This is a genomic window from Allobosea sp. 10L422 (genome assembly GCF_056395345.1).
On sequence record NZ_JBFTJI010000015.1, the window covers coordinates 214,767 to 235,342 of the forward strand.

Sequence of the window (20,576 nt, forward strand, 5' to 3'; positions counted from 1 at the left end):
TGGCGAAGCCCTTGGAGGCTCAGGCGAAGCGCTTCGCCCCGGCGACGCAGAGGACCACCACTCCCGTCGCTGCGATCATCGTCCAGGCGATGGGTTCATGCAGCAACAGGCCGGCGAGGAGGAGGCCGAAGAAGGGCTGCAGGAGCTGGAGCTGCCCGACACCGGCGATGCCGCCGAGCGCGAGCCCGCGATACCAGAACACGAAGCCGACCAGCATGCTGAAGACCGAGACATAGGCCAGGCCGAGCCAGGCGTGCGCCCCGATGCCCTGCCAGGAGGACGGCAGGTACAGCAGTGCGAGCAGGGCCATCGCCGGCAGCGACAGAAGCAGCGCCCAGGAGATGACCTGCCAGCCGCCGAGCCGGCGCGAGAGCGCCGCGCCTTCGGCATAGCCGAGCCCGCAGAGCAGGATGGCAGCGATCATCAGCAGGTCGCCGGTGAGCGAGCCGCCCTCGCTACGGGCGAGAGCGAAGCCTGCGACGGTCGCAGCGCCAAGCAGGGAGAACAGCCAGAAGGCGGGTTTCGGCCGCTCGCCGGCACGCAAGACGCCGAAAAGCGCCGTCGCCAGCGGCAGCAGGCCGACGAACACGATCGAGCGGGCCGCGGCGATGTGCTGGAGCGCCAGCGCCGTCAGCAACGGAAAGCCGAGAACGACGCCGAGCGCGACGATGGCGAGCGGGCCGAGATCGGAGCGTTCCGGCCGTTTCTGGCGCAGCAGGACGAGGAAGAACGCGCCCAGCAGCGCGGCGATCACGGCGCGGGCGGAGGTGAGGAAGAGCGGCGAGAAGCCGGCGACGGCGACGCGCGTGGCCGGCAGGGAGCCGCTGAAGATCAGCACGCCGATGAGACCGCTGCCCCATCCCTTGCCCGCCCAGTCCTGCTGCATCGCCGCTGTCTTGTCTCGCATCCTCGCAGGCTTACGCAGTCTGCACTCGCCGAAACAGCGACAATTCGATACATTCGGCGCAAGCTGTATGGGTATGGTCGTCATGACAGTTATCGATCCGAGCGAAATCGAGGGCGGGCAGGGACGGACGGCGGCGGTGATGGCCGCCATTCGGGCCAAGCTCGCGGCTCGGTCTCTGGCCCCTGGCGACCGGCTGCCGTCGATCCGCCGTTTCGCCGCGACGATGCGGGTTTCGCCGTCGACCGTGGTTGAGGCCTATGATCGTCTGGCCGCAGAGGGCTTGATCCGCGCCCGGCAGGGCTCGGGCTTTTATGTCACCGGCAGTGGCCTGCCGCCCCTGGCGCTGACGCAGGCTGCATCGCCGCATGAGCGCGCGGTCGATCCGTTCTGGGTCTCGCGTCAGTCGCTCGATGCGGACGACGCCGCGCTCAAGCCAGGCTGCGGCTGGCTCCCGGCCGATTGGATGCCCGGCGAGGCGCTTCGCCGCGGTTTTCGCGCTTTGGCACGGGCGCAGGACCCGGTTCTCTCCGAATATGGCGGGACGCGCGGTTCGTGGGCTCTGCGCCGCCATCTGCTCGGGCGCTTCGCCGAGGAGGGGCTCGCCGCCGGCCCCGAACAGCTCCTGCTGACCGGTTCGGGCACGCAGGCGCTCGATCTGGTCTGCCGTTTCCTGCTGCGCCCGGGCGATACCGTTCTCGTCGACGATCCCTGCTACTTCAATTTCCAGGCATTGCTGCGTGCCCACCAGCTACGTGTGCTCGGCGTGCCCTATACGCCGTCGGGGCCGGACGTCGCCGCTTTCGAAGCGCTGGTTTGCGCCGAGCGGCCGCGGCTCTATCTCACCAATTCCGGGCTGCACAACCCGACCGGGGCCAGTCTCTCGCCGCAGACGGCCTTCCGTGTGCTGCAAATCGCCGCCGCTCATGATCTCGTCATCGTTGAGGATGAGATCTTCGCGGATTTCGAGCCCGAACCGTCGTCTCGCCTCGCCTTGCTCGACGGTCTCGACCGTGTGATCCGGATCGGCAGCTTCTCGAAGACGCTCTCGGCCTCCCTGCGCTGCGGTTATATTGCCGCGCGAGCCGACTGGATCGAAGGGCTTGTCGACCTTCAGGTTGCGACGAATTTCGGCGGCCCCGGCCCTGTCGCTGCCGATCTTGTCGCAGGGGTCCTCGCTGGTGGCGGCTATCGCAAGCATATGGAGGAGGTGCGCCGCCGGCTCGCCCAGGCCCGCCGCGAGATTGCTGCCCGACTGGAAGCACTCGGAATCCTGCCCTGGCTGATGCCGCGCGGCGGCTTCTACCTCTGGTGCCACCTGCCCGCGGGGATCGATTCCGCCGAACTCGCGCGGTTGGCGGTGGCGCGGAACGTCGTCCTGGCGCCCGGCAATGTCTTCAGCGTCTCGCAGGGCGCGTGCGGCTTCATGCGTTTCAACGTCGCCCAGACGCGCGATCCGCGCGTGTTTGAGGTATTGCAGCAGGGGATGGAGGAGCTACGGCGGGGCGGCGGCTGATCGGGCGCAGCGCCACTCGTCAGCCAGCTGCCCCCCTGTTATAGACCGCCGCAACCGGCCCGGCCGGACAGGATCGAAAGTAAGAAGTCATGCATCTGAGGATCGGCACGCGCCGCAGCCCGCTGGCGATGGCGCAGACCAATCACGTCATGGGGTTGATCCGGGAGAAGTTCCCAGAGACGGAATTCACCCTTTGCCAGATCGCCACCATCGCGGATCGCGACCGCGTCTCCGAATTCCATCAGTTCGGCATGGTCGGTGTTTTCGCCGTCGAGCACGAGCAGCAGCTCGTGCGCCGCGAGGTCGATTTCGTCGTTCATTCCCTGAAGGACCTGCCGACCGCCCTGCATGAGGGGCTCGTTCTCGCCTCCGTGCCGACGCGCGAGAACCCGTGCGACGCGCTCTGCGGCGCGACGATGGCCTCGCTGCGGCAGGGCGCGCGGGTCGGCACCGGGTCGCTGCGGCGTCGCGCGCAAATCCTCAACCTGCGGCCCGATGTCACCGTCGTGCCGATTCGCGGCAATGTCGGCCCGCGCCTCGCCAAGATCGGCGGCGAGGATGCGCTCGATGCCGTCATCCTCGCCCAGGCCGGCCTGCGCCGGCTCGGGCTGGACGAGGCCTCGTCCGAGATTCTGGCGCCGGAGCTTTTCCCCTATGCCGTCGGGCAGGGCGCGCTTGGCCTCGAAGCCCGCGCCGACGATGCCGCCGTGATCGAGATCCTGCAGGCCATCCAGTGCTCGAAAGCGCGCGCCGAGGTCGAAGCCGAGCGTGAGATGATGCATGCGCTGGGTGCCGGCTGCAGCTTGCCGGTCGGTACCTGCGCGAGCTGGGCCGATGGCCGCCTGACCCTGCATGCCCAGGTCACCTCCGTCGAAGGAACGGAGCGTGTCGACGCCAGCGACAGTGCGGCGCCCGAGCAGGCGCGGGAACTCGGCCTTGCCGTCGCCGAAGCGTTGAAGGCGCGGGGCGGCGGAGCGATCCTCGAGAAGAGCTATCGCGGCTATTACCCGACCTTCAAGACGCTGTAGCTTCGGCGAGAATCCTATTCAGATGGAAAGGCCCGGCATCCTTGTCGGAGCGCCGGGCCTTGTCATGGCCACGGTCGCATTCAGGCGAGTGGCCGCTTCGGGACAAGGTCAGAGGCGGACGGCGACCTCGCCATGCCGTGCGGCGAACTGCGCCGCCTCCTTCCGGAACAGCATCCAGGCAGGCTGCGGGCTTTCGTGTCCGGGTTCCTGCATCGACATCGTATAGGGGCCTTTGTTGCCGGCCGGCTTGTCGGGGTCGAGCCGCGCGGCCCTGCACATCGCGCGGGCAATCCGTGTGATTCTCTCTTCGTCCATGTCTGTCTCCGCCGCCAGGATTCAGCGGCGACGAAACGCGGAAGCGGGGAGGCGAGTTCCCGAAAATCTCATGAAAATAAATTAGTTAATTATATCAGTGTCTTAGATGGGATCGCGCGGATCCTCGGCGCTCGGCTTGTCGAGCATGGCGCCGGGGCCCCGCAGCCTGCCCAACGCGTCGCCAGCGCGATCCCCAGTGGAATCGCGATCACGACGATCCACACAACGAAGCCCCAATCCCCGTTCATTCCGTCAATTCCGTCCAGAGCCTTCGCCCGACGGTAGCTTCTTCTGGCCGGCCTGGAAATCCGTCTGCGGCGCCTCCTCCTCATACTCGAATGGCGGGGCGGGGCCGGTCGGATGGGCGGAGTGCGGCGACGGGCCAGGGCGCGTTCCGGCCGCGACCGACTGACCGGGCTGCTGCGGCGTCTCGACCGGCTTGGGCGAACCGACACGATTGAGCATCTCAGCCTCCATAAATGCGTGCCAGATACTGGACCAAGCGCCGAACGGCGGCATTGTTCCCGCTGGCTTCAGGCCGCCAGCAGCCCGAGCGCGCGCTCGATGCGCGAGCAGCCCGCCCGGGCGCGCGCCTTGGCATAGCTGCGCTGTAGTTGGCCGCTGGCATAGGATTCGATGACGATGGCGTGGACATAGCTCTTGCGAACCACGGCCGGCGTGTTGACGAGGCGCTCCGAGATCGCGCGCATGATGTCGGCGAGCTGGCGCTTGCGTCCGGCCTCGGTTGCGACCGTCTCGCCTGAGAGGAGCAGTTCCGCCGCCGCGGCGTTGGCAGCAAGCATCCGCAGATCCTTGCTGCTGACCGGGAGGCCGCAGACCTGCTTCAGATAGGCGTTGATCTCGGCCGCATGGACCGGCGCGACGGACCCGTCTTCGCGGCGATATTGCAGCAGCCGGCGCCCCGGTAATGTGGCGATGCGCGCGAGCGCCCGTGCGAGCGGGGCGTCGTCGACCGCGCAAGCGATATCCTTGCCGCTCTTGCCCCGAAAGTGGAGCGCGATACGCGCGCCTGTGAGCCTGACGTGCCGCTTGAGCAGCGTCGAGGTGCCATGGCTGCCGTTGCTCTTCGCATAGCTTTCGTTGCCGACACGCAGATGGCAGCGGTCGATGATCGCCGCAGCGCAGGCGAGAGCTTTCTCATGGGAAAGCGTGCGGGCCCGCATGTCGGCTGCGATCCGGGCGCGCAGCTTCGGCAGCGCAGCGATCAGCCGGCCCAGTTGCTGCAGTTTGCGGCGTTCGCGCACCTTCTCCCATTCGGGGTGGTAGCGATGCTGTACACGGCCTGCTTCGTCATGGCCGATGGCCTGGAGATGCGCTCGCGGATCGGCGGCGATGCGGACATCCTCATAGGCCGGAGGGATCGCGAGCGAGCGAATCCGGGCCAGCGTGTCTTCGTCCGTGATCTTGGCGCCTTCCGCATCGCGATAGCCGAAGAAGCGCCCATGGCGCACACGGCGGATCGTGAGTTCGTCGGACGAAACGCGCCGCAGTCGTGTCTTGGCGGGCTGTCGTCTAGCTTGCGGGGAGACCGGCATGGCGTGGACTCGCAGATCACTGCTGCGGAAATGCGCCGACACCGACTTGGTTCCGCCGAGTTCAGCATATTCACCACATTTCGACAAGCGCCCTCATTCGAGGGGGTGCATGCGCGGAAATCAGTGGCGTTGCGAAGACGCCTCGCCAAAACTGTCAAAAAATTTGAACAAGACGAAGAGGGAGAGAATGACGCGTCGCGTGCTGATTGCCGAGTTCATGCATGAGACGAACACCTTCAGTGTTCAGCTCACGGACGAAGCCACTTTCCGGGCGCATGGCGCTTTTCTGGGTAACGAAATCCCCGAGGCTTTCCGCGGTACCCGAACCTCGATGGGGGCTGCCTTCGAGGCTGCCGACAAGTTCGGCTGGAGCCTGACCCATCCGCTGGTGACCGGCGCCAATCCCTCGGGCCGCGTCACCGATGCCGCCTTCGACGTCTTCGCCGGCCATATCGTCAATGCTGCCGATGGCGTCGACGGCGTGCTGCTGCATCTCCACGGTGCGATGGCGACCGAAAGCTCCGATGATGGCGAGGGCGAATTGCTGGCGCGGCTGCGCAAGCGAATCGGCCCGGACGTGCCGGTCGTCGCCGTGCTCGACCTGCACGCCACGGTCACCCAGCTCATGGCCGACAACGCCAATGCGCTGATTTCCTACCGCACCTATCCGCATATCGACCAATACGAGCGGACCTGGCAGGCAGCGGAGCTGCTCGAGCGCGCGATGAAGGGCGAGATCAGGCCCAAGGTCGCACTCGCCCGGCGCCCGATCCTCTATGCGCTCGATGGCGGGCGCACCACCTCGCCGCCCTTCCTGGAGTTGCTGCGCCGTGGTGACGCGCTGGAAGCCTCCGGCGATGCGCTGGTCGTCAGCGTTCAGGCTGGCTTCTCCTCGGCCGACGTGCACGATATCGGCCCCTCGATCGCGGTCACGGCCGATGATCGCGGCAAGGCGCAGGCCATCGCCGAAGAGCTGATGGACTATGCCTGGGAGCAGCGCCGCTTCTCCTCCATCCATTTCACGCCGCTCGCCGAGGCCATGGCCCGTGCCAAGGCCGGCGAGGCCGATACCGGCAAGCCCGGCTACAAGCCTGTGGTGATCTCGGACTACTCCGACAATCCCGGCTCCGGCGCCTATGGCGACGCCACCAACCTGCTGCGCGCGATCCTCGACGCGAAGCTCAGGAATGTCGGCTTCCACGCGATCTGCGACCCCGAAGCGGCGCTCGCTGCGCAGGCAATCGGCGTCGGCAAGCGTGGCCGGATCAAGCTCGGCGGCAAGGTCGATCCCAGCATGGGCGGCGGGCCGCTCGATCTCGACGCTCACGTCGTCGCGCTGACCGACGGATACTTCATGTGCTACGGCCCGATGGCCGGCGGCATCTGGCGCAATTACGGGCTCTCGGCCCTGCTGCGCGTCGACGATGTCGAGATCATCGTCATCACCCATAACGGCCAGGCGACCGATCTTGCCCAGTTCACCTCGCTCGGCGTCGATCCGACGCGAAAATCGACGGTGATCGTCAAGTCGATGCAGCACTTCCGCGCCGCATTCGAGCCGATCGCGCGCGAGGTGCTGGAAGTCGATACCGGCGCGATCTCGACGCGCAATTTCAAGGAGCGGCCTTACCGCAAGGTGCGCCGGCCGATCTTCCCGCTCGACGACATCTGAAGCCCGGCCGCAAAGCGCCGGCGAAGACAGTAAATGCAGGAGAAAACCATGGCGGTTCAGGCCGATATCGTGCTGCGCAACGGGCCGATCTGGTGCGGGCGCGACGATGGTGTCGTCGAGGCGCTGGCGATCTGGCAGGGCAGGGTGCTCGCGGCCGGCGGCGATGCCGAGATCGCCCCGCTCGTCGGCCCGAAGACGCGGGTGATCGATTTGAAGGGCCGCCTGGCGACGCCGGGTCTCAACGATTCGCATCTGCATCTCGTCTCGCTCGGCATGACCATGGGCTGGGTCAATTCCAAGCCGGAGGCCGCGCCGACGCTGGAGGCGCTGCTGGGCGCGATCTCCGCGCGTGCTGCGACGCTGAAGCCGGGCGAATGGATCCTCTCGCGCGGCTACGATCAGACCAAGCTCGACACCGGCCGCCACCCCTATCGCGAAGAGCTCGACCGCGCTGCGCCGAACAACCCGGTGATGCTCGTGCGCACCTGCGGCCACATCGCGATCTGCAATTCCGAGGCGCTCCGGCTCGGCGGCATCGACGAGAAGTCGCCGACGCCGCAGGGCGGCCTGATCGAACAGCAGAATGGCCGCCTGACCGGCCTGCTCGCCGAGAACGCGCGCGCGCCAGTGCAGGCCGCGATCCCCGCGGCGACCGAGGAGGATATCATCGCCGGCATCGAGCGCGGCGGCCGCTACCTGCTCTCGCTCGGCATCACCAGTTGCATGGACGCCGCCGTCGGCCAGAAGGGCGGCTTCGGCGAGATAGCGGCTTACCACCGCGCCAAGCGCGACGGCCGTCTGCCGGTGCGCACCTGGCTGACCCTGCTCGGCGACGACGGCCGCTCGATCGTGCCTGATTGCTACGAGGCAGGGCTGATCTCCGGCACTGGCGACGACATGCTGATGATCGGCGCGGTCAAGCTCTTCCTCGACGGTTCGGCGGGTGGGCGCACCGCCTGGATGACCGAGCCCTATCTCGGCGAGGACAAGGCCACCGGCGTCTGGATGTGGGACGATGCGGAGTTGGAACGCATGGTGCTCGACGCCCACAAGAAGGGCTACCAGCTCGCCTGCCACGCGATCGGCGATGCCGCTATCGAGCAGCTCATCACCGCCTATGAGAAGGCGCTCGCGGCCTATCCCGATCTGGATCGACGGCACCGCATCGAGCATTGCGGCTTCTCGACGCCGGCCCAGCATGAGCGCATGGTCAAGGCCGGCATCTATCCCTGCCCGCAGCAGGTCTTCATCCATGATTTCGGCGATGCTTACGTCAAGGTGCTCGGGCCGGAGCGGGCGCTGCCGAGCTACCCCTTCCGCACCTGGTTCGATCTCGGYCTGAAGCCGGCGACGGGCAGCGACGCRCCGGTCTGCGACCCCAACCCSTTCCCSAAYTTCCACACCATGCTGACCCGGCAGACCTGGAAGGGCACGGTGATGGATGAAAGCCAGCGCGTCTCGATCGAGGAGGCCCTGCAGGCCTACACCGAGTACGGCGCCTTCTCGCAGAAGCAGGAAGCCGTAAAGGGGCGGCTGGCGCCGGGCTTCCTCGCCGATGTCGCGGTGTTCTCGCGCAATCTGCTTACGGCCGATCCGGCGGATATTCTCAAGGACACGCACTGCGATCTCACCATTCTGGGCGGCGAGGTCGTCTACGAGCGGGCTTGAGGCCGGCTTTGACCGCGCAGGGGAAGACAAGCGCGGCAAAGCCGTTATGGTTCCACTTGGAAGCAAACAACTCCGGACCAGCCGGAGCAAAATCGAAAACGGGAGGAATGATCGTGTTGTTGAAGAAATTGGCCTTTGCGACCGCGCTGACGCTGGCGGCCTTTACCATCTCGGCGCAGGCCCAGGAGCCGCGCCGCGGCGGGACGATCCGCTTCACCGCGCCCTATGGCGCGTCCTTCGTCAGCAATGACAGCCACGTCTCGAACCAGATCCAGGACGAGATCTACGGCTATGCACTGCACGGGATGCTCTATCGCTGGGACGCGAATGCCGGCAAGCCGGAGCTGGAGCTCGCCAAGAGCGCCACGGTCTCGCCGGACGGGCTGACCTACACCTTCAAGCTGCGCGACGATGCCCTGTTCCATAACGGCCGCAAGATGACGGCCGACGACATCATCTGGTCCTATAACCGGATCATGGACGGCACGAAGAACTACCCCGGCGCGCGCTACGTCTCGCGCATCAGGGGGGCGGTCGAGGTCCAGAAGGGCCAGGCCAAGGAAATCTCGGGCCTCAAGAAGATCGACGATTCCACGATCGAGATGACGCTGACCGACAAGACCAATCCGGGCTTCCTGTTCTACAGCGCGATGACCGCGATCCTGCCGGCCAAAGAGGCGCAGGCGCCGGACTTCTTCAACAAGCCGATCGGCCTCGGCCCGTTCAAGTTCGTCGAGCATGTTCCCGGCTCGCGCATGGTCTTCGAGCGCTGGGAGAAATACTACAAGGCGGGGAAGCCCTATGCCGACAAGCTGGTGATTTCGCCGATGGGCGAGGCTGCCGCGCGTGACGTCGCCTTCCGCAACAAGGAGATCGACGTCTCGATCCTGGGCTCGACCCAGTATGTCGCCTACAAGGCCGATGCCAATCTCTCGAAGGGCATTCTCGAGGTTGCGGAGGTCTTCACCCGCAACATGGGCATGAACCCCTCCTTCAAGCCCTTCTCCGACAAGCGCGTGCGCCAGGCGATCAACTACGCGATCGACAGCGACCTGATCATCAAGCGCCTCGTCCGCGACAAGGCCTATCGCGCGGTGAGCTGGCTGCCGATCTCCGTGCCGGGCTTCGACAAGGATGCGAAGCCCTACGCCTATGACCCGGAGAAGGCCAAGAAGCTCCTGGCCGAGGCTGGCTACCCCGATGGCTTCGAGTTCGAATGGACCGCGACGCCGAACGAGAGCTGGGGCATCCCGATCGTCGAGGCGACGATCCCGATGCTCGCCAAGGTAGGCATCAAGGTGAAGGTCAAGCCGGTCGAGACCTCGGCGCTTGGCGGCGTCGTCGTGGGCGGTGACTTCCAGGCCTTCATCTGGTCGAACACCTCCGGCCCGGATGCGCTGTCCCAGCTCAAGTGCTTCCACTCCGCGACGCCGCGTTCGTCCTGCAACTACACCACCTTCAAGAACGCGGCCTATGACAAGCTGATCGACGACGCCTCGGCTGAGAACGATCCGGCCAAGCAGCTGGAGCTGCTGAAGAAGGCCAATGCCATGCTGCAGGACGAGGCCCCGGTCTGGTTCTTCAACTACAACAAGGCGGTCATGGCTTATCAGCCCTGGCTGCACGGCCTCCAGCCGAACGCGACCGAGCTCGCGCTGCAGCGCTACGAGGATCTCTGGGTCGACGCCACCTCGCCGGCGGCGAAGTAAACCGTCCTGAGCTGACGCCGTCGCGCGACAGCGCGGCGGCGTTAGCTTGTCCGCATTCGAGCGTCGGTAGCGACGCCCTGCACAGCGGCTTCAGGAGCCCTCGTCATGTTGCCTTATGTCTCGCGTCGCCTGTTGCAGGCGATCCCGATCCTGCTTGCAGTCGCGGCGCTGATCTTCGTGCTGTTCAGCGTCATTCCCGGCAGTTTCGCCACCAGCCAGATGGCTGACGGGCGCAGCAATATCGACGCCGAAACCATCGCGCGCATGAACCAGCAGTTCGGCCTCAACGATCCGCTGCCGCTGCGTTTCGCGAAATATGTCGGCGGCCTCGCCACCTTCGATCTCGGTGATTCCTTCCGCACCCGCCAGCCGGTGATCAACCAGATCGGCGAGCGACTCTGGCCGAGCCTTCAGCTCGCGCTCGGAGCCATGCTCTTCGCCATCGTCATCGGCGTGCCGCTCGGCTTCTTCGCTGCGCTGAAGCCGGGAAGCTGGGTCGATATGCTCTCCATGGTCTTAGCGGTCTCGGGCTTGTCGCTGCCGATGTTCTGGCTCGGCCTCCTGCTAATGTACGGCTTCGCGCTGACGCTCGGTTGGTTCCCGAGTTTCGGCTATGGCGATGGCGATCCGCGTTACATCGTGCTGCCGGCGATCGCGCTCGGCGTCTCGCCGCTGGCCCTGCTGGCGCGGACATCGCGCGCCGCCGTGCTGGAGATCATGCATGCCGATTTCGTCCGCACCGCCCGCGCCAAGGGCGCGAGCTCCTTCCGCGTCATGCGCTGGCACGTCGCTCGCAACGCGCTCGTCATCGTGCTGACCACGCTCGGCCTGCAGTTCGGCTCGGTTCTGGGCCAGGCGGTCGTCGTCGAAAAGCTGTTCGCCTGGCCGGGCCTCGGCTCGCTGCTGGTCGACAGCGTGACCTGGCGCGACATCCCGGTCGTGCAGGGCTGCATCCTGACGATCGTGCTCTTCTTCCTCGTCGTGAACATCGCCGTCGACGTGCTCTGCGCCATCGTCGATCCGCGCATCAAATACAGCTAGGTCCCCGCCGATGAAGTTCCGTGCCAATCTCTGGATCGGCGGCGCCTGTTTCGCGCTCGTCGTGGCCGGCGGCGTCTTCGCGCCCTGGTTCGCCCACACCGATCCCGTCATGGACGCCAATTTGATGAATGCCGAGATCCCGCCGGGCTCGGAGTTCTGGTTCGGCACCGATGCGCAGGGCCGCGACATCTATAGCCGCGTGCTCTATGGCGCCCGCATCTCGCTGACGGTCGGCATCGTCTCGCAACTGATCAATACGGTGATCGGCGTCGCGCTCGGCCTTTCCGCCGCCTATTGGGGCGGCTGGTGGGACGATTTCGTCAGCGGCCTCACAAACATGATGCTCGCCATTCCCTCGCTGATCTTCGCGCTGGCGATCATGGCGATCCTCAATCCCGGCCTCACCAGCCTGCTGATCGCGCTGGGCCTGACCAACTGGTCCTTCACCTGCCGCTTGACCCGCGCTGCGACCCTTTCGGTCAAACAGCTGGGATATGTCGAGGCCGCCCGTTCGCTCGGTTACGGCACCTTCCGCATCATGTTGACGCAGATCCTGCCGAACATCGCCGGCCCGATCATCGTCATCGGCACGCTCGGCATGGGCGGCGCGGTGCTGGCGGAGGCCTCGCTCTCCTTCCTCGGCCTCGGCATCCGCCCGCCCTTCCCGAGCTGGGGCAGCATGCTCTCGGATGCGCGCGACCAGATCTCGACCGCGCCCTGGATCTCGATCTTTCCCGGTCTTGCGATTTTTCTGACCGTGCTCGGCCTCAACCTGCTAGGGGACGGCCTGCGCGATATCCTCGATCCGCATTCGCAGCTCCGCAAAGCCTGACAGCAGACCCATGACGACTCCAGACCTGATTGATCCGCCGCTCGAAACCGTCCGCTTCCATGGGCTGAAGGCGGGGCCTAAGCTCCTTGTCCTGGGTGCCGTCCATGGCAACGAGACCTGTGGGCCCAATGCCATCGCCCGCGTGATCGAGGATTGCCGGGCCGGCCGCGTCGCGATCCAGCGCGGTGAGGTCACCTTCCTACCGGTCGCCAATCCCAAGGCCTATCGGCAGAATACGCGCGAGGGCGATCGCAACCTCAACCGCGACCTGCGCGAGCGGCCGCAGCCTGATGACAATGAGGACCGGATCGGCAACCGCCTCTCCGCCATTCTGCGTCAGCACGACATGCTGCTCGACGTCCATTCCTTCACAGGGGAGGGCGTGCCCTTCGTCTTCTTCGGGCCGGACGATAATCGCGGCGATCTCGAGCCTTTCCGCCATGGCGCAGCCGAAGCCGCCTTCGCCGCCTGCCTCGGCGTTGACCTGATGATCCATGGCTGGCTCGACATCTATGTCCGGCTGATCGCCGCTCGCGAGAAGCTGAACCTGCCGCGGCTGGCCGTGACCGAAGGCTTTGGCACCACCGAGTTCATGCGTTTCGCCGGCGGCTATGGCGTGACGCTCGAATGCGGCCGCCATGAGGACCCGGCTTCGGTCGATGTCGGCTATGCTGCGATCCGCAACGCGCTCGCCCATGTCGGTCTGACGGACGAGCCGCCGCCGGCGCCACAGAAGCGGGTCGTCGTCCACATGGATGACCTCGTCATCTGCGAGGCCGAGGGCGACCGTGTCGAGGGCGCCTGGAAGACCGGCGAGCGCGTCGCCAAGGGCACGCCGATCGCCCGCCGCGCCGATGGCACGGTCGTGACGATGCCGCGCGACGGCTTCATCATCTTCCCCAATCCCAAGGCCAAGCCCGGCGAGGGCATCTGCTATCTCGGGACGGAAAGCGCGCGCCGGATCTGAGCGGCGATTACTGCACGATGCCGCGCTTGGTGCCGAAGCCGGGGATATTGCAGCCGCAGCCGGAGCCGTAGGGCAGCGGCGGTGTCGGGCAATCGCCCCGGCCGGTGACGCACATATTGCCGTAGCGCGGCCGATAATATGGGCGCTCATAGCCATAATCGCGGCGGTAATAGCGTGGCGGCGGCGGACGATCGTCCTCGTCGTCTTCGTAGGACGGCCCGTTGCGATAGGGTCCGCCGTAATACTGAGCCTTGGCCGGGATCGCGCAGAGCAGGACGGCGCAGGCGAGAGCCGAGACCGTGAACTGACGCCGCAACATGGTCTTTCCTTTCGGTTTCCTCGCCGACACTCGGGCACGGCAAGGCGATTCGTTTCCTCCTAGCCGGGGTACAATGAACGGACGCTGATATGACCTGCTTTTGGCCGGCTCAGGAAAGCAGGATAAGGCGGCGGCTTTGCGGCCTGCGGCCGCGATCCAGTGCCTTTCGCGGTCACGGTGAGGGCGCGATGGCGATCAGGAGCTCGCCAGCCGCTGCCGTCGCCCCCGGCCGGCTGGCGATCCGCGCGACCGTTCCCGCCGCCGGACTCTTCAACTCCATGAAGAGCTTCATCGATTCCAGCACGGCCACGACCTGGCCGGCGGCGATGCTGTCGCCTTCGGCGACATGGATGGCGGCGACCGTTCCCGGCATGGTGGCGCGAACGGAATCGCCGGTCTGCCCCTGTGCGGCGCGGGCGGCGGCCGCTGCCTCAACCGCGAGCGCGATCTCGATGCGCCCTTCGAAGCTGCCATGGCGCAGGAAGATGCCGGAGCGATCCGGCACCGCGTCGACGGACAGGCGCCCGCCATCGAGCAGAAGCGTGTAACGCGTCGCGCCAGCTGCCGCCACGGCAACCTCGACCTGCCGGTGATCGGTCGTGACGAGAATGCCCTCATCTGTCCCGTCCGCCCGCAACCGGCGGGTCTCGCCGCCCGAGGTCAGTGCGAGATGGCAGGCACCGGGCTTGCCGGCCGAAGCGAGCAGTCGAAAGCCTTTCAGCGTCCTCCATGGCCCGGCCGCAGCATTGCCTCGAGCCGTAAGCCAGATCGCCGCTGCGACCGCGTCCTGTTCCGCGGAGTCGTCGCCCGAAGCTTGCCAGCCTGCGGGCCAGGTCTCGCCGATGAACAATGTCGTGGCCTCGCCGCGCGCGAACACCGGCTGTCTCAGCGCATCGACGAGGAAAGGCCGGATCGTCGCGGGCCCGAATACCGTCATGCGGTCCAGGCCATCGGCCAGGCGACGCCGCGCCGCATCCCGGTCCGGCCCATGGGCGATGACCTTGGCGAGCATCGAGTCGTAGAAGGGCGACACGGCGCTGCCTGTCCCGACGCCGCTGTCGACGCGCAACCCTGCCGGCTCGCGCCAGAGCGCGATCGTGCCGGTGTCGGGGCGGAACCCTTTATCGGCCCGTTCGGCAGTCAGCCGTGCCTCGATGGCGTGGCCGGTGCAGGTGATCTCCTCTTGGCTGCGCGGCAGTTTTTCGCCGGCCGCGATGCGGATCTGCCATTCGACGAGATCGAGCCCGGTGATCGCCTCCGTTACGGGATGCTCGACCTGCAACCGCGTATTCATCTCGAGGAAGAACACCTCCTGCGTCGCGGCATCGACCAGAAACTCGACCGTGCCGAGATTGTCGTAGGCGATGGCGCGAGAAAGCTTCAGTGCATGCTCGTGCAGCGCGGCGCGCGCCTCCGGCTTGAGGTTGGGCGCCGGCGCCTCTTCCAGCAGCTTCTGGTTGGAGCGCTGCACCGAGCAGTCGCGCTCGAAGAGGTGGACGATGTTGCCGTGCTTGTCGCCTGCGACCTGCACCTCGACATGGCGCGGGCGCGTCACGAATTTCTCGATCAGCAGGCGCCCATCGCCGAAGGCGGCTTCGGCCTCGCGGCTGGCGGTGGCGATGGCGCCGTCCAGCTCGGCTTCGTTCTCGACCTTGCGGATACCCTTGCCGCCGCCGCCGGCGGAAGCCTTGACCATCACCGGCAGGCCGATGCGCAGCGCCGCGCGCTTCAGCGCCTCGGGCGACTGGTCGGCGCCGTCATAGCCGGGAACGCCGGGCACACCGGCGTCGCGGGCGATCTGCTTGGATCGGATCTTGTCGCCCATTGCCTCGATGGCTTGGGCGGAGGGACCGACGAAGGCGATGCCGTTCGCCTCGCAGGCGGCGATCAGGTCCAGCCGTTCCGACAGGAAGCCGTAGCCCGGATGGATCGCCTGTGCGCCTGTCTTGAGCGCGGCTGCGATGATGCGGTCGGCGCGCAGATAGGAATCGCGCGCCGGGGCGGGGCCGATGTGCACGGCCGTGTCCGCGAGCCGGACATGCAGCGCCTCCTTGTCGGCGTCGGAATAGACCGCGACGGTGCGGATGCCGAGCTTGCGGGAGGTGCGGATGATGCGGCAGGCGATCTCGCCGCGATTGGCGATGAGGAGAGTGTCGAACATGGCGCCGCTCACATCCGGTAGACCGGCCGGGGGCCGGTATCGCGCGCTTCGCCAGCCGACAGTGCGAGGCAGAGGCCGAGCACGTCGCGCGTCTGCTCGGGCTCGATGATACCGTCGTCCCAGAGCCGGGCGGTGGCGTAATAGGGGTCGCTCTGCTCCTCGAACTGCGCGCGGGTGCGCTTGTCGAGTTCGGCGACGGCTGCTTCGTCCGCGGCGCCCTTGAGCGATTGCCGGCGCAATTCCGTCACCACGGTCGCGGCGACCTCCGGGCTCATCGTCGCGATGCGGGCATTGGGCCAGGAGAACAGGAAGCGGGGCCTAAAACCTCGCCCGCACATGCCGTAATTGCCGGCGCCGTAGGAGCCGCCGATCAGCACGGTGTATTTCGGCACACGCGCATTCGAGACGGCATAGACGAGCTTGGCCGAATGCTTGGCGATGCCACCGCGCTCAGCCTCGGTGCCGACCATGAAGCCGGTGATGTTCTGCAGGAAGAGGAGCGGAATCTGGCGCTGGTCGCAGAGCTCGATGAAATGCGCGCCCTTGACCGCGCTCTCCGAGAACAGGACGCCGTTATTGGCAAGGATGCCCACGGGATAGCCGTGGATATGGGCGAAGCCGGTGACGAGGGTCGCGCCGTAATCCGGCTTGAAGGCGCTGAAGGCGCTGTCATCGACCACGCGGGCGATGACCTCGCGGACGTCATAGGGTCGGCGCAGATCGGTAGGCACGATGTCGACGATCTCAGCCGGATCGAGCTTCGGAGCGGCGGGAGCCTGCGGGGGCGGCGTGATGCGGCCGATTTCGCCGAGCGCCCCGACGATCTCGCGCAGCTTCGCCAGCCCTTCCATCTCCGTTTCGACGAGATGGTCGCTGACGCCGGAGACCAGCGTGTGCATCTCCGCCCCGCCCAGCGTCTCGCCATCGACGATCTCGTGCACGGCCGCCTTCACGATCGGCGGCCCGCCGAGATGGATGCGGCCGGTGCCCTTGACCATGATGACCTGGTCGGAGAGCGCCGGGATATAGGCGCCGCCGGCGGTCGCGCCGCCGAAGACGATCGATATCTGTGGGATGCCAGCCGCCGACATCCGGCACTGGTTGTAGAAGGAGCCGCCGAAATGGTCTCGGTCGGGGAAGACGCGGTCCTGCTCCGGCAGGAAGGCGCCGCCGCAATCGACGAGGTAGAGACAGGGCAGGCGATGCTCCTCCGCGATCTCCTGCGCCCGCAGATGCTTGCGGACGGTCTCGGCGAAGAAGGAGCCGCCCTTCACCGTCGCGTCGTTGGCGATCAGCATGCAGGCGCGGCCTTGCACGACGCCGATGCCGGTGACGATGCCGGCGCCCGGCACTTCGTTGCCGTAGAGCCTCCAGGCGGCGAGCGGCGAGAGTTCGAGAAAGGGCGTTTGCGGATCGAGCAGGAGGTCGATTCGCGCGCGCACCATGATCTTGCCGCGCGCCTCGTGGCGGGCGCGCAGCTTCTCGCCGCCGCCTTCTGCGACGAGGCCGTGGCGCTGGCGCAGCATCTCCAGCATGGACGAGAGCGGGGGAGGGGTGGTGGAGATGCCCGGATCGGTCTGCGCCATGTGCCTCTTCCGCGATCGTTTCCTCAGCCCTCATCCTGAGGCGCCGCGGAACGCGGCGTCTCGAAGGATGCTCCAGTGCGCGTCGGAGCCGTCTGGAGCAACCTTCGAGACGCGCCCTCGGCGCTCCTCAGGATGAGGGCTCGCAGGTAGAATGGGCGTCTTGATCTCGCCGCAACATTCACCTACCGTCCGGTAGGTAGTCAGATCGCGGCGCCGCGGTCAAGCAGGAGGAAGCCATGTCGGCCGTCGAGACGCTTGCAGGCGAGGGCGTGCGCCGCTCGCCGTACTTTACCGAGGAGCACGAGGCGCTGCGCGATCAGGTCCGCCGCTTCGTCGAGACCGAGATCAAGCCGCATGCGCTGAAATGGGAGGAGGACGGCTTCGTCCCGCGCGCCGTGCTGCGCCGCATGGGCGAGCTCGGCTTCTTCGGCATCCGCTATCCCGCCGAATATGGCGGCTCCGAGATGGACACGCTGGCGACGGTCGTGCTGGCGGAGGAGCTGGGCCGCTCGACCTTCTCGGGCGTCGCCATCACCGCGCTGGTTCACACCGACATGGCATCGGTCCACATCGCCAATGCCGGTAGCAAGGCGCAGCGGGACAAATATCTGCCGGCCATCATCGCCGGCGAGAAGATCGTCGCGGTCGCCGTAACCGAGCCTGATGCAGGTTCGGACGTGAAGGGCATCCGCACCACGGCGCGGCGCGAGGGCGACCATTACGTGCTCAACGGCGCGAAGATGTTCATCACCAACGGCGTCTACGCGGATCTCTACTGCGTCGCCGCCAAGACCGATCCGGCGGCTAAGCCCTCGCAATCGGTCTCGATCTTCCTCGTCGAGAAGGGCACGCCGGGCTTTTCCGTCTCACGCGCGCTCGACAAGCATGGCTGGCGCTCCTCGGATACCGCCGAGCTTTCCTTTGTCGATTGCCGCATACCGGCCGAGAACCTGCTCGGGCAGGAGGGGCGCGGCTTCTACGCGATCATGAGCAACTTCCAGAACGAGCGCACCGTGATCGGCGCGATGGCGATCGGCGAGTCGCAGGCCGCTATCGATCTCACGCTGGATTATGTGAAGACGCGAAAAGCCTTCGGCGCACCGCTCTGGGAGAAGCAGGCGATCCGCCAGCGTCTCGCGGAACTGGCGAGCAAGGTCGAGGCTGGCCGCCAGCTCGTCTACCACGCCGCCTGGCTCGACGCGCAGGGCTTCGACGCCACCCGCGAGGTCTCGATGGTCAAGGCCTATTGCGGCGAGTTGGTCAACGAAGTCATGTACGATTGCCTGCAGTTCCACGGCGGCATGGGTTACATGCGCGAGAGCGCCATCGAGCGCATGACCCGCGACGCCCGCGTGCAGTCCATCGGCGGCGGCGCCACCGAGGTGATGCTCGAAGAGGTGGCGAAGCGGCTGTGATACGTTTGCGCGCCCCTTCAAGCGTCATGCTCGGGCCTGACCCGAGCATCTCATGCCGGAGATTCTCGGGTCTGCGCTTCGCTTCGCCCGAGAATGACGCGGGGCGCTGCGCATGACTGTCGCCGCCGACCGCAGCCAGCGCGACACCGAAGGCGGCTCGCGCCGGCAAATCCTCGACCATGCCGCGCGGCTCCTGCGCAATGGCGGCTATTATCAGACCACGTTGCGGGAGATCGCGGAGGCAGTCGGCATCCGCAAGGCGAGCCTCTATTACCATTTCGCCTCGAAGGAGGAGATCGTCGAGGCGGTGGTCAACGACGGCGTCCGCTTCGTCCACGAGGGCGTAGTCGCCGCGCTCGCCGCGACCGAAGGTGCAAACCCGCGCCAGCGGCTGGAGGCGGCAATCCGCGGCCATCTTGCGGCGCTGCACGGCCACGGCGACTACACCAGCGCCAGCATCAAGGTATTCAACTTCGGCGCCGCGCCGGCGCCGGAGAGCGTGCGGGCCGTGCGGCGCGCCTATGAAGATGTCTGGCGCCGGCTGATCGGGGAGCTGCAGCAGGCCGGCGCCCTGCCGCGGGAGCGCGCGCCGGACGTCCTGCGCAATTTCCTGCTCGGCGCGCTCAACGGTTCCACCGATTGGTACCGGCCCGAACGCTTCGAGATCGATGCGCTGGCGCGCGAATTCGCGGCGCTGCTCTCGCCCTTGGCGTAAGGCCCGCTCCGCCCGCCACGCAGGGGCGGGCGGCATCGACGTAGCTGACCGGCGTCGCCGTCATTGCTAGCATTCCGGTGCGGGGCCGGCTGATCGCCTCGCTGCCTGACGAGGATTTTTCGCCTGATGCGTGCCTTCTACCATCCCGATCAAGCCCTTCACGATCCGCAGCAATATATGCGCTTCGGCAAGGTCGTTGCGCCCAAGGACCTGCCCGAGCGGACGGACCGGCTTCTCGGTGCGCTGGCGAAGCATGGCATCAAGCCGGAGCATCCGGCGGCGCATGGCACGGACCCGATCCTGGCGATCCATGATGCCGGCTTCGTCAATTTCCTCGAAACCGCCTGGGCGCGCTGGCAGGACCTGCCGGCCGAGCGCGGGCCGGAAGTCTGGCCGAGCACCTTCCCCTATTGGAGCGGCCGCCCGGACGAGGATGTCCGTCCGCCCTGCCGCCCCACCGGCTTCATCGGTCAGCTCGGCTGGTATCTCGGTGATCTCTCAGTGCCGATCGGCGAGCATTGCTGGCATTCGACGCTGCGTTCGTCCGAGACCGCAGTCTCTGCGGCCGATGCGATCCTCGCCGGCGAGCGCGCCGTCTACTCGCTCTGCCGCCCGTCCGGCCATCACGCCCGCGCCGATCGCGCCACCGGCTTCTGCTATCTCAACAACACCGCGATCGCCGCCCAGCGCCTGCGCTCCAAATTCGGCAAGGTCGCGATCCTCGATGTCGACGCCCATCATGGCGACGGCACGCAGCAGATCTTCTACCGCCGTAGCGACGTGCTCACGATCTCGGTCCATGCCGATCCGTCTAACTACTACCCGTTCTTCACCGGCTATGACGACGAGCGCGGCAACGGGCCGGGCGAGGGCTTCAACCTCAACCTGCCGCTCGCCCATGGCGCGGGCGGAGCCGAGATGCAGGCTGCTGTCGACAGGGCCGGCAAGGCGATCCGCGATTTCGGCGCCGAGGTGCTGGTGATCGCGCTCGGCTACGACGCCCATAAGGACGACCCGATCGGCGTCCTCAGGCTTGAAGCCTCCGATTTCGGCGCCATCGGCCGGCAGGTGAAGGCGCTCGGTCTGCCGACGCTTGTTGTGCAGGAAGGCGGCTATGCGATCGAGGCGATCGGCGACTGCCTCGATGCGTTCCTGGGTGGGTTCGCCTGAAG

At 66.7% G+C, this 20,576-nt stretch carries 18 protein-coding genes; 11 read left to right on the forward strand and 7 right to left on the reverse strand.

All coding sequences use genetic code 11. The features are described 5' to 3' along the window. Nucleotides 1–19: 19 nt before the first annotated feature. Nucleotides 20–907, reverse strand: coding sequence for a DMT family transporter (locus tag AC1DEZ_RS24415; protein ID WP_441510770.1), 888 nt, complete (start codon nucleotides 905–907; stop codon nucleotides 20–22). A gap of 82 nt (nucleotides 908–989) precedes the next feature. Here AC1DEZ_RS24415 and AC1DEZ_RS24420 point away from each other — a divergent pair, with 82 nt between their 5' ends. After that, complete coding sequence (locus tag AC1DEZ_RS24420; RefSeq protein WP_441510771.1) at nucleotides 990–2,420, forward strand: aminotransferase-like domain-containing protein; 1,431 nt, start codon at nucleotides 990–992, stop codon at nucleotides 2,418–2,420. Nucleotides 2,421–2,509: 89 nt separating this feature from the next. Then, nucleotides 2,510–3,448: a hydroxymethylbilane synthase gene (gene hemC, locus AC1DEZ_RS24425; RefSeq protein ID WP_441510772.1), complete on the forward strand. Its 939-nt coding sequence runs from the start codon at nucleotides 2,510–2,512 to the stop codon at nucleotides 3,446–3,448. Nucleotides 3,449–3,556: 108 nt separating this feature from the next. Here hemC and AC1DEZ_RS24430 read toward each other — a convergent pair whose 3' ends face one another. From AC1DEZ_RS24430 to AC1DEZ_RS24440, 3 genes are all read right to left on the reverse strand, one after another. Then, nucleotides 3,557–3,763 (reverse strand): hypothetical protein, encoded by a 207-nt coding sequence (locus tag AC1DEZ_RS24430; RefSeq protein WP_441510773.1) that lies wholly within the window; start codon nucleotides 3,761–3,763, stop codon nucleotides 3,557–3,559. A gap of 252 nt (nucleotides 3,764–4,015) precedes the next feature. Then, on the reverse strand, nucleotides 4,016–4,228 hold the full coding sequence (locus AC1DEZ_RS24435) for a hypothetical protein (protein ID WP_441510775.1): 213 nt from the start codon (nucleotides 4,226–4,228) through the stop codon (nucleotides 4,016–4,018). 68 nt (nucleotides 4,229–4,296) lie between these two features. Next, the gene (locus AC1DEZ_RS24440; protein ID WP_441510776.1) at nucleotides 4,297–5,361 is read right to left on the reverse strand and encodes a DNA topoisomerase IB; all 1,065 of its coding nucleotides are present in this window, start codon (nucleotides 5,359–5,361) and stop codon (nucleotides 4,297–4,299) included. A gap of 145 nt (nucleotides 5,362–5,506) precedes the next feature. On the opposite strand from AC1DEZ_RS24440, the gene AC1DEZ_RS24445 reads away from it, so the two are divergent. From AC1DEZ_RS24445 to AC1DEZ_RS24470, 6 genes are all read left to right on the forward strand, one after another. Further along, a complete protein-coding gene (locus AC1DEZ_RS24445; RefSeq protein WP_441510777.1) occupies nucleotides 5,507–6,991 on the forward strand; it encodes a M81 family metallopeptidase in 1,485 nt (494 codons plus the stop codon). 48 nt (nucleotides 6,992–7,039) lie between these two features. Further along, nucleotides 7,040–8,659, forward strand: coding sequence for an amidohydrolase (locus AC1DEZ_RS24450; RefSeq protein ID WP_476780909.1), 1,620 nt, complete (start codon nucleotides 7,040–7,042; stop codon nucleotides 8,657–8,659). 119 nt (nucleotides 8,660–8,778) lie between these two features. Then, the gene (locus AC1DEZ_RS24455) at nucleotides 8,779–10,368 is read left to right on the forward strand and encodes an ABC transporter substrate-binding protein (RefSeq protein ID WP_441511185.1); all 1,590 of its coding nucleotides are present in this window, start codon (nucleotides 8,779–8,781) and stop codon (nucleotides 10,366–10,368) included. Nucleotides 10,369–10,473: 105 nt separating this feature from the next. Further along, nucleotides 10,474–11,409, forward strand: a complete 936-nt coding sequence (locus AC1DEZ_RS24460) for an ABC transporter permease (RefSeq protein WP_441510779.1) — start codon at nucleotides 10,474–10,476, stop codon at nucleotides 11,407–11,409. Nucleotides 11,410–11,419: 10 nt separating this feature from the next. Next, nucleotides 11,420–12,241 (forward strand): ABC transporter permease, encoded by an 822-nt coding sequence (locus tag AC1DEZ_RS24465; protein ID WP_441510780.1) that lies wholly within the window; start codon nucleotides 11,420–11,422, stop codon nucleotides 12,239–12,241. 10 nt (nucleotides 12,242–12,251) lie between these two features. Continuing rightward, nucleotides 12,252–13,208, forward strand: coding sequence for a succinylglutamate desuccinylase/aspartoacylase family protein (locus AC1DEZ_RS24470; protein ID WP_441510781.1), 957 nt, complete (start codon nucleotides 12,252–12,254; stop codon nucleotides 13,206–13,208). Nucleotides 13,209–13,215: 7 nt separating this feature from the next. Here AC1DEZ_RS24470 and AC1DEZ_RS24475 read toward each other — a convergent pair whose 3' ends face one another. The 3 genes from AC1DEZ_RS24475 to AC1DEZ_RS24485 all read right to left on the reverse strand — a co-directional run bounded on the left by AC1DEZ_RS24475 (nucleotide 13,216) and on the right by AC1DEZ_RS24485 (nucleotide 17,274). Next, on the reverse strand, nucleotides 13,216–13,527 hold the full coding sequence (locus tag AC1DEZ_RS24475; protein WP_441510782.1) for a hypothetical protein: 312 nt from the start codon (nucleotides 13,525–13,527) through the stop codon (nucleotides 13,216–13,218). A gap of 172 nt (nucleotides 13,528–13,699) precedes the next feature. Then, nucleotides 13,700–15,688, reverse strand: a complete 1,989-nt coding sequence (locus AC1DEZ_RS24480; RefSeq protein WP_441510783.1) for an acetyl/propionyl/methylcrotonyl-CoA carboxylase subunit alpha — start codon at nucleotides 15,686–15,688, stop codon at nucleotides 13,700–13,702. A gap of 8 nt (nucleotides 15,689–15,696) precedes the next feature. After that, nucleotides 15,697–17,274, reverse strand: a complete 1,578-nt coding sequence (locus AC1DEZ_RS24485; RefSeq protein ID WP_476780910.1) for an acyl-CoA carboxylase subunit beta — start codon at nucleotides 17,272–17,274, stop codon at nucleotides 15,697–15,699. Between the two features lie 236 nt (nucleotides 17,275–17,510). Here AC1DEZ_RS24485 and AC1DEZ_RS24490 point away from each other — a divergent pair, with 236 nt between their 5' ends. The 3 genes from AC1DEZ_RS24490 (at nucleotide 17,511) to AC1DEZ_RS24500 (ending at nucleotide 20,574) form a co-directional block, all read left to right on the forward strand. Continuing rightward, nucleotides 17,511–18,689 carry an acyl-CoA dehydrogenase family protein gene (locus AC1DEZ_RS24490; protein WP_476780911.1) on the forward strand — a complete coding sequence of 393 codons (1,179 nt, stop codon included), beginning with the start codon at nucleotides 17,511–17,513 and terminating at the stop codon, nucleotides 18,687–18,689. Nucleotides 18,690–18,801: 112 nt separating this feature from the next. Further along, nucleotides 18,802–19,404: a TetR/AcrR family transcriptional regulator gene (locus tag AC1DEZ_RS24495; RefSeq protein ID WP_441510786.1), complete on the forward strand. Its 603-nt coding sequence runs from the start codon at nucleotides 18,802–18,804 to the stop codon at nucleotides 19,402–19,404. A 126-nt stretch (nucleotides 19,405–19,530) separates the two neighbouring features. Further along, nucleotides 19,531–20,574 (forward strand): histone deacetylase family protein, encoded by a 1,044-nt coding sequence (locus tag AC1DEZ_RS24500; RefSeq protein ID WP_441510787.1) that lies wholly within the window; start codon nucleotides 19,531–19,533, stop codon nucleotides 20,572–20,574. Nucleotides 20,575–20,576: the final 2 nt, after the last annotated feature.

Bases quoted from the DNA above. Each gene is read 5' to 3' on its own strand.
- AC1DEZ_RS24415 (WP_441510770.1), bottom strand. From the start codon at position 907: ATGCGAGACAAGACAGCGGCGATGCAGCAGGACTGGGCGGGCAAGGGA.
- AC1DEZ_RS24420 (WP_441510771.1), top strand. From the start codon at position 990: ATGACAGTTATCGATCCGAGCGAAATCGAGGGCGGGCAGGGACGGACG.
- hemC (WP_441510772.1), top strand. From the start codon at position 2,510: ATGCATCTGAGGATCGGCACGCGCCGCAGCCCGCTGGCGATGGCGCAG.
- AC1DEZ_RS24430 (WP_441510773.1), bottom strand. From the start codon at position 3,763: ATGGACGAAGAGAGAATCACACGGATTGCCCGCGCGATGTGCAGGGCC.
- AC1DEZ_RS24435 (WP_441510775.1), bottom strand. From the start codon at position 4,228: ATGCTCAATCGTGTCGGTTCGCCCAAGCCGGTCGAGACGCCGCAGCAG.
- AC1DEZ_RS24445 (WP_441510777.1), top strand. From the start codon at position 5,507: ATGACGCGTCGCGTGCTGATTGCCGAGTTCATGCATGAGACGAACACC.
- AC1DEZ_RS24460 (WP_441510779.1), top strand. From the start codon at position 10,474: ATGTTGCCTTATGTCTCGCGTCGCCTGTTGCAGGCGATCCCGATCCTG.
- AC1DEZ_RS24465 (WP_441510780.1), top strand. From the start codon at position 11,420: ATGAAGTTCCGTGCCAATCTCTGGATCGGCGGCGCCTGTTTCGCGCTC.
- AC1DEZ_RS24470 (WP_441510781.1), top strand. From the start codon at position 12,252: ATGACGACTCCAGACCTGATTGATCCGCCGCTCGAAACCGTCCGCTTC.
- AC1DEZ_RS24475 (WP_441510782.1), bottom strand. From the start codon at position 13,527: ATGTTGCGGCGTCAGTTCACGGTCTCGGCTCTCGCCTGCGCCGTCCTG.
- AC1DEZ_RS24480 (WP_441510783.1), bottom strand. From the start codon at position 15,688: ATGTTCGACACTCTCCTCATCGCCAATCGCGGCGAGATCGCCTGCCGC.
- AC1DEZ_RS24485 (WP_476780910.1), bottom strand. From the start codon at position 17,274: ATGGCGCAGACCGATCCGGGCATCTCCACCACCCCTCCCCCGCTCTCG.
- AC1DEZ_RS24490 (WP_476780911.1), top strand. From the start codon at position 17,511: ATGTCGGCCGTCGAGACGCTTGCAGGCGAGGGCGTGCGCCGCTCGCCG.
- AC1DEZ_RS24495 (WP_441510786.1), top strand. From the start codon at position 18,802: ATGACTGTCGCCGCCGACCGCAGCCAGCGCGACACCGAAGGCGGCTCG.
- AC1DEZ_RS24500 (WP_441510787.1), top strand. From the start codon at position 19,531: ATGCGTGCCTTCTACCATCCCGATCAAGCCCTTCACGATCCGCAGCAA.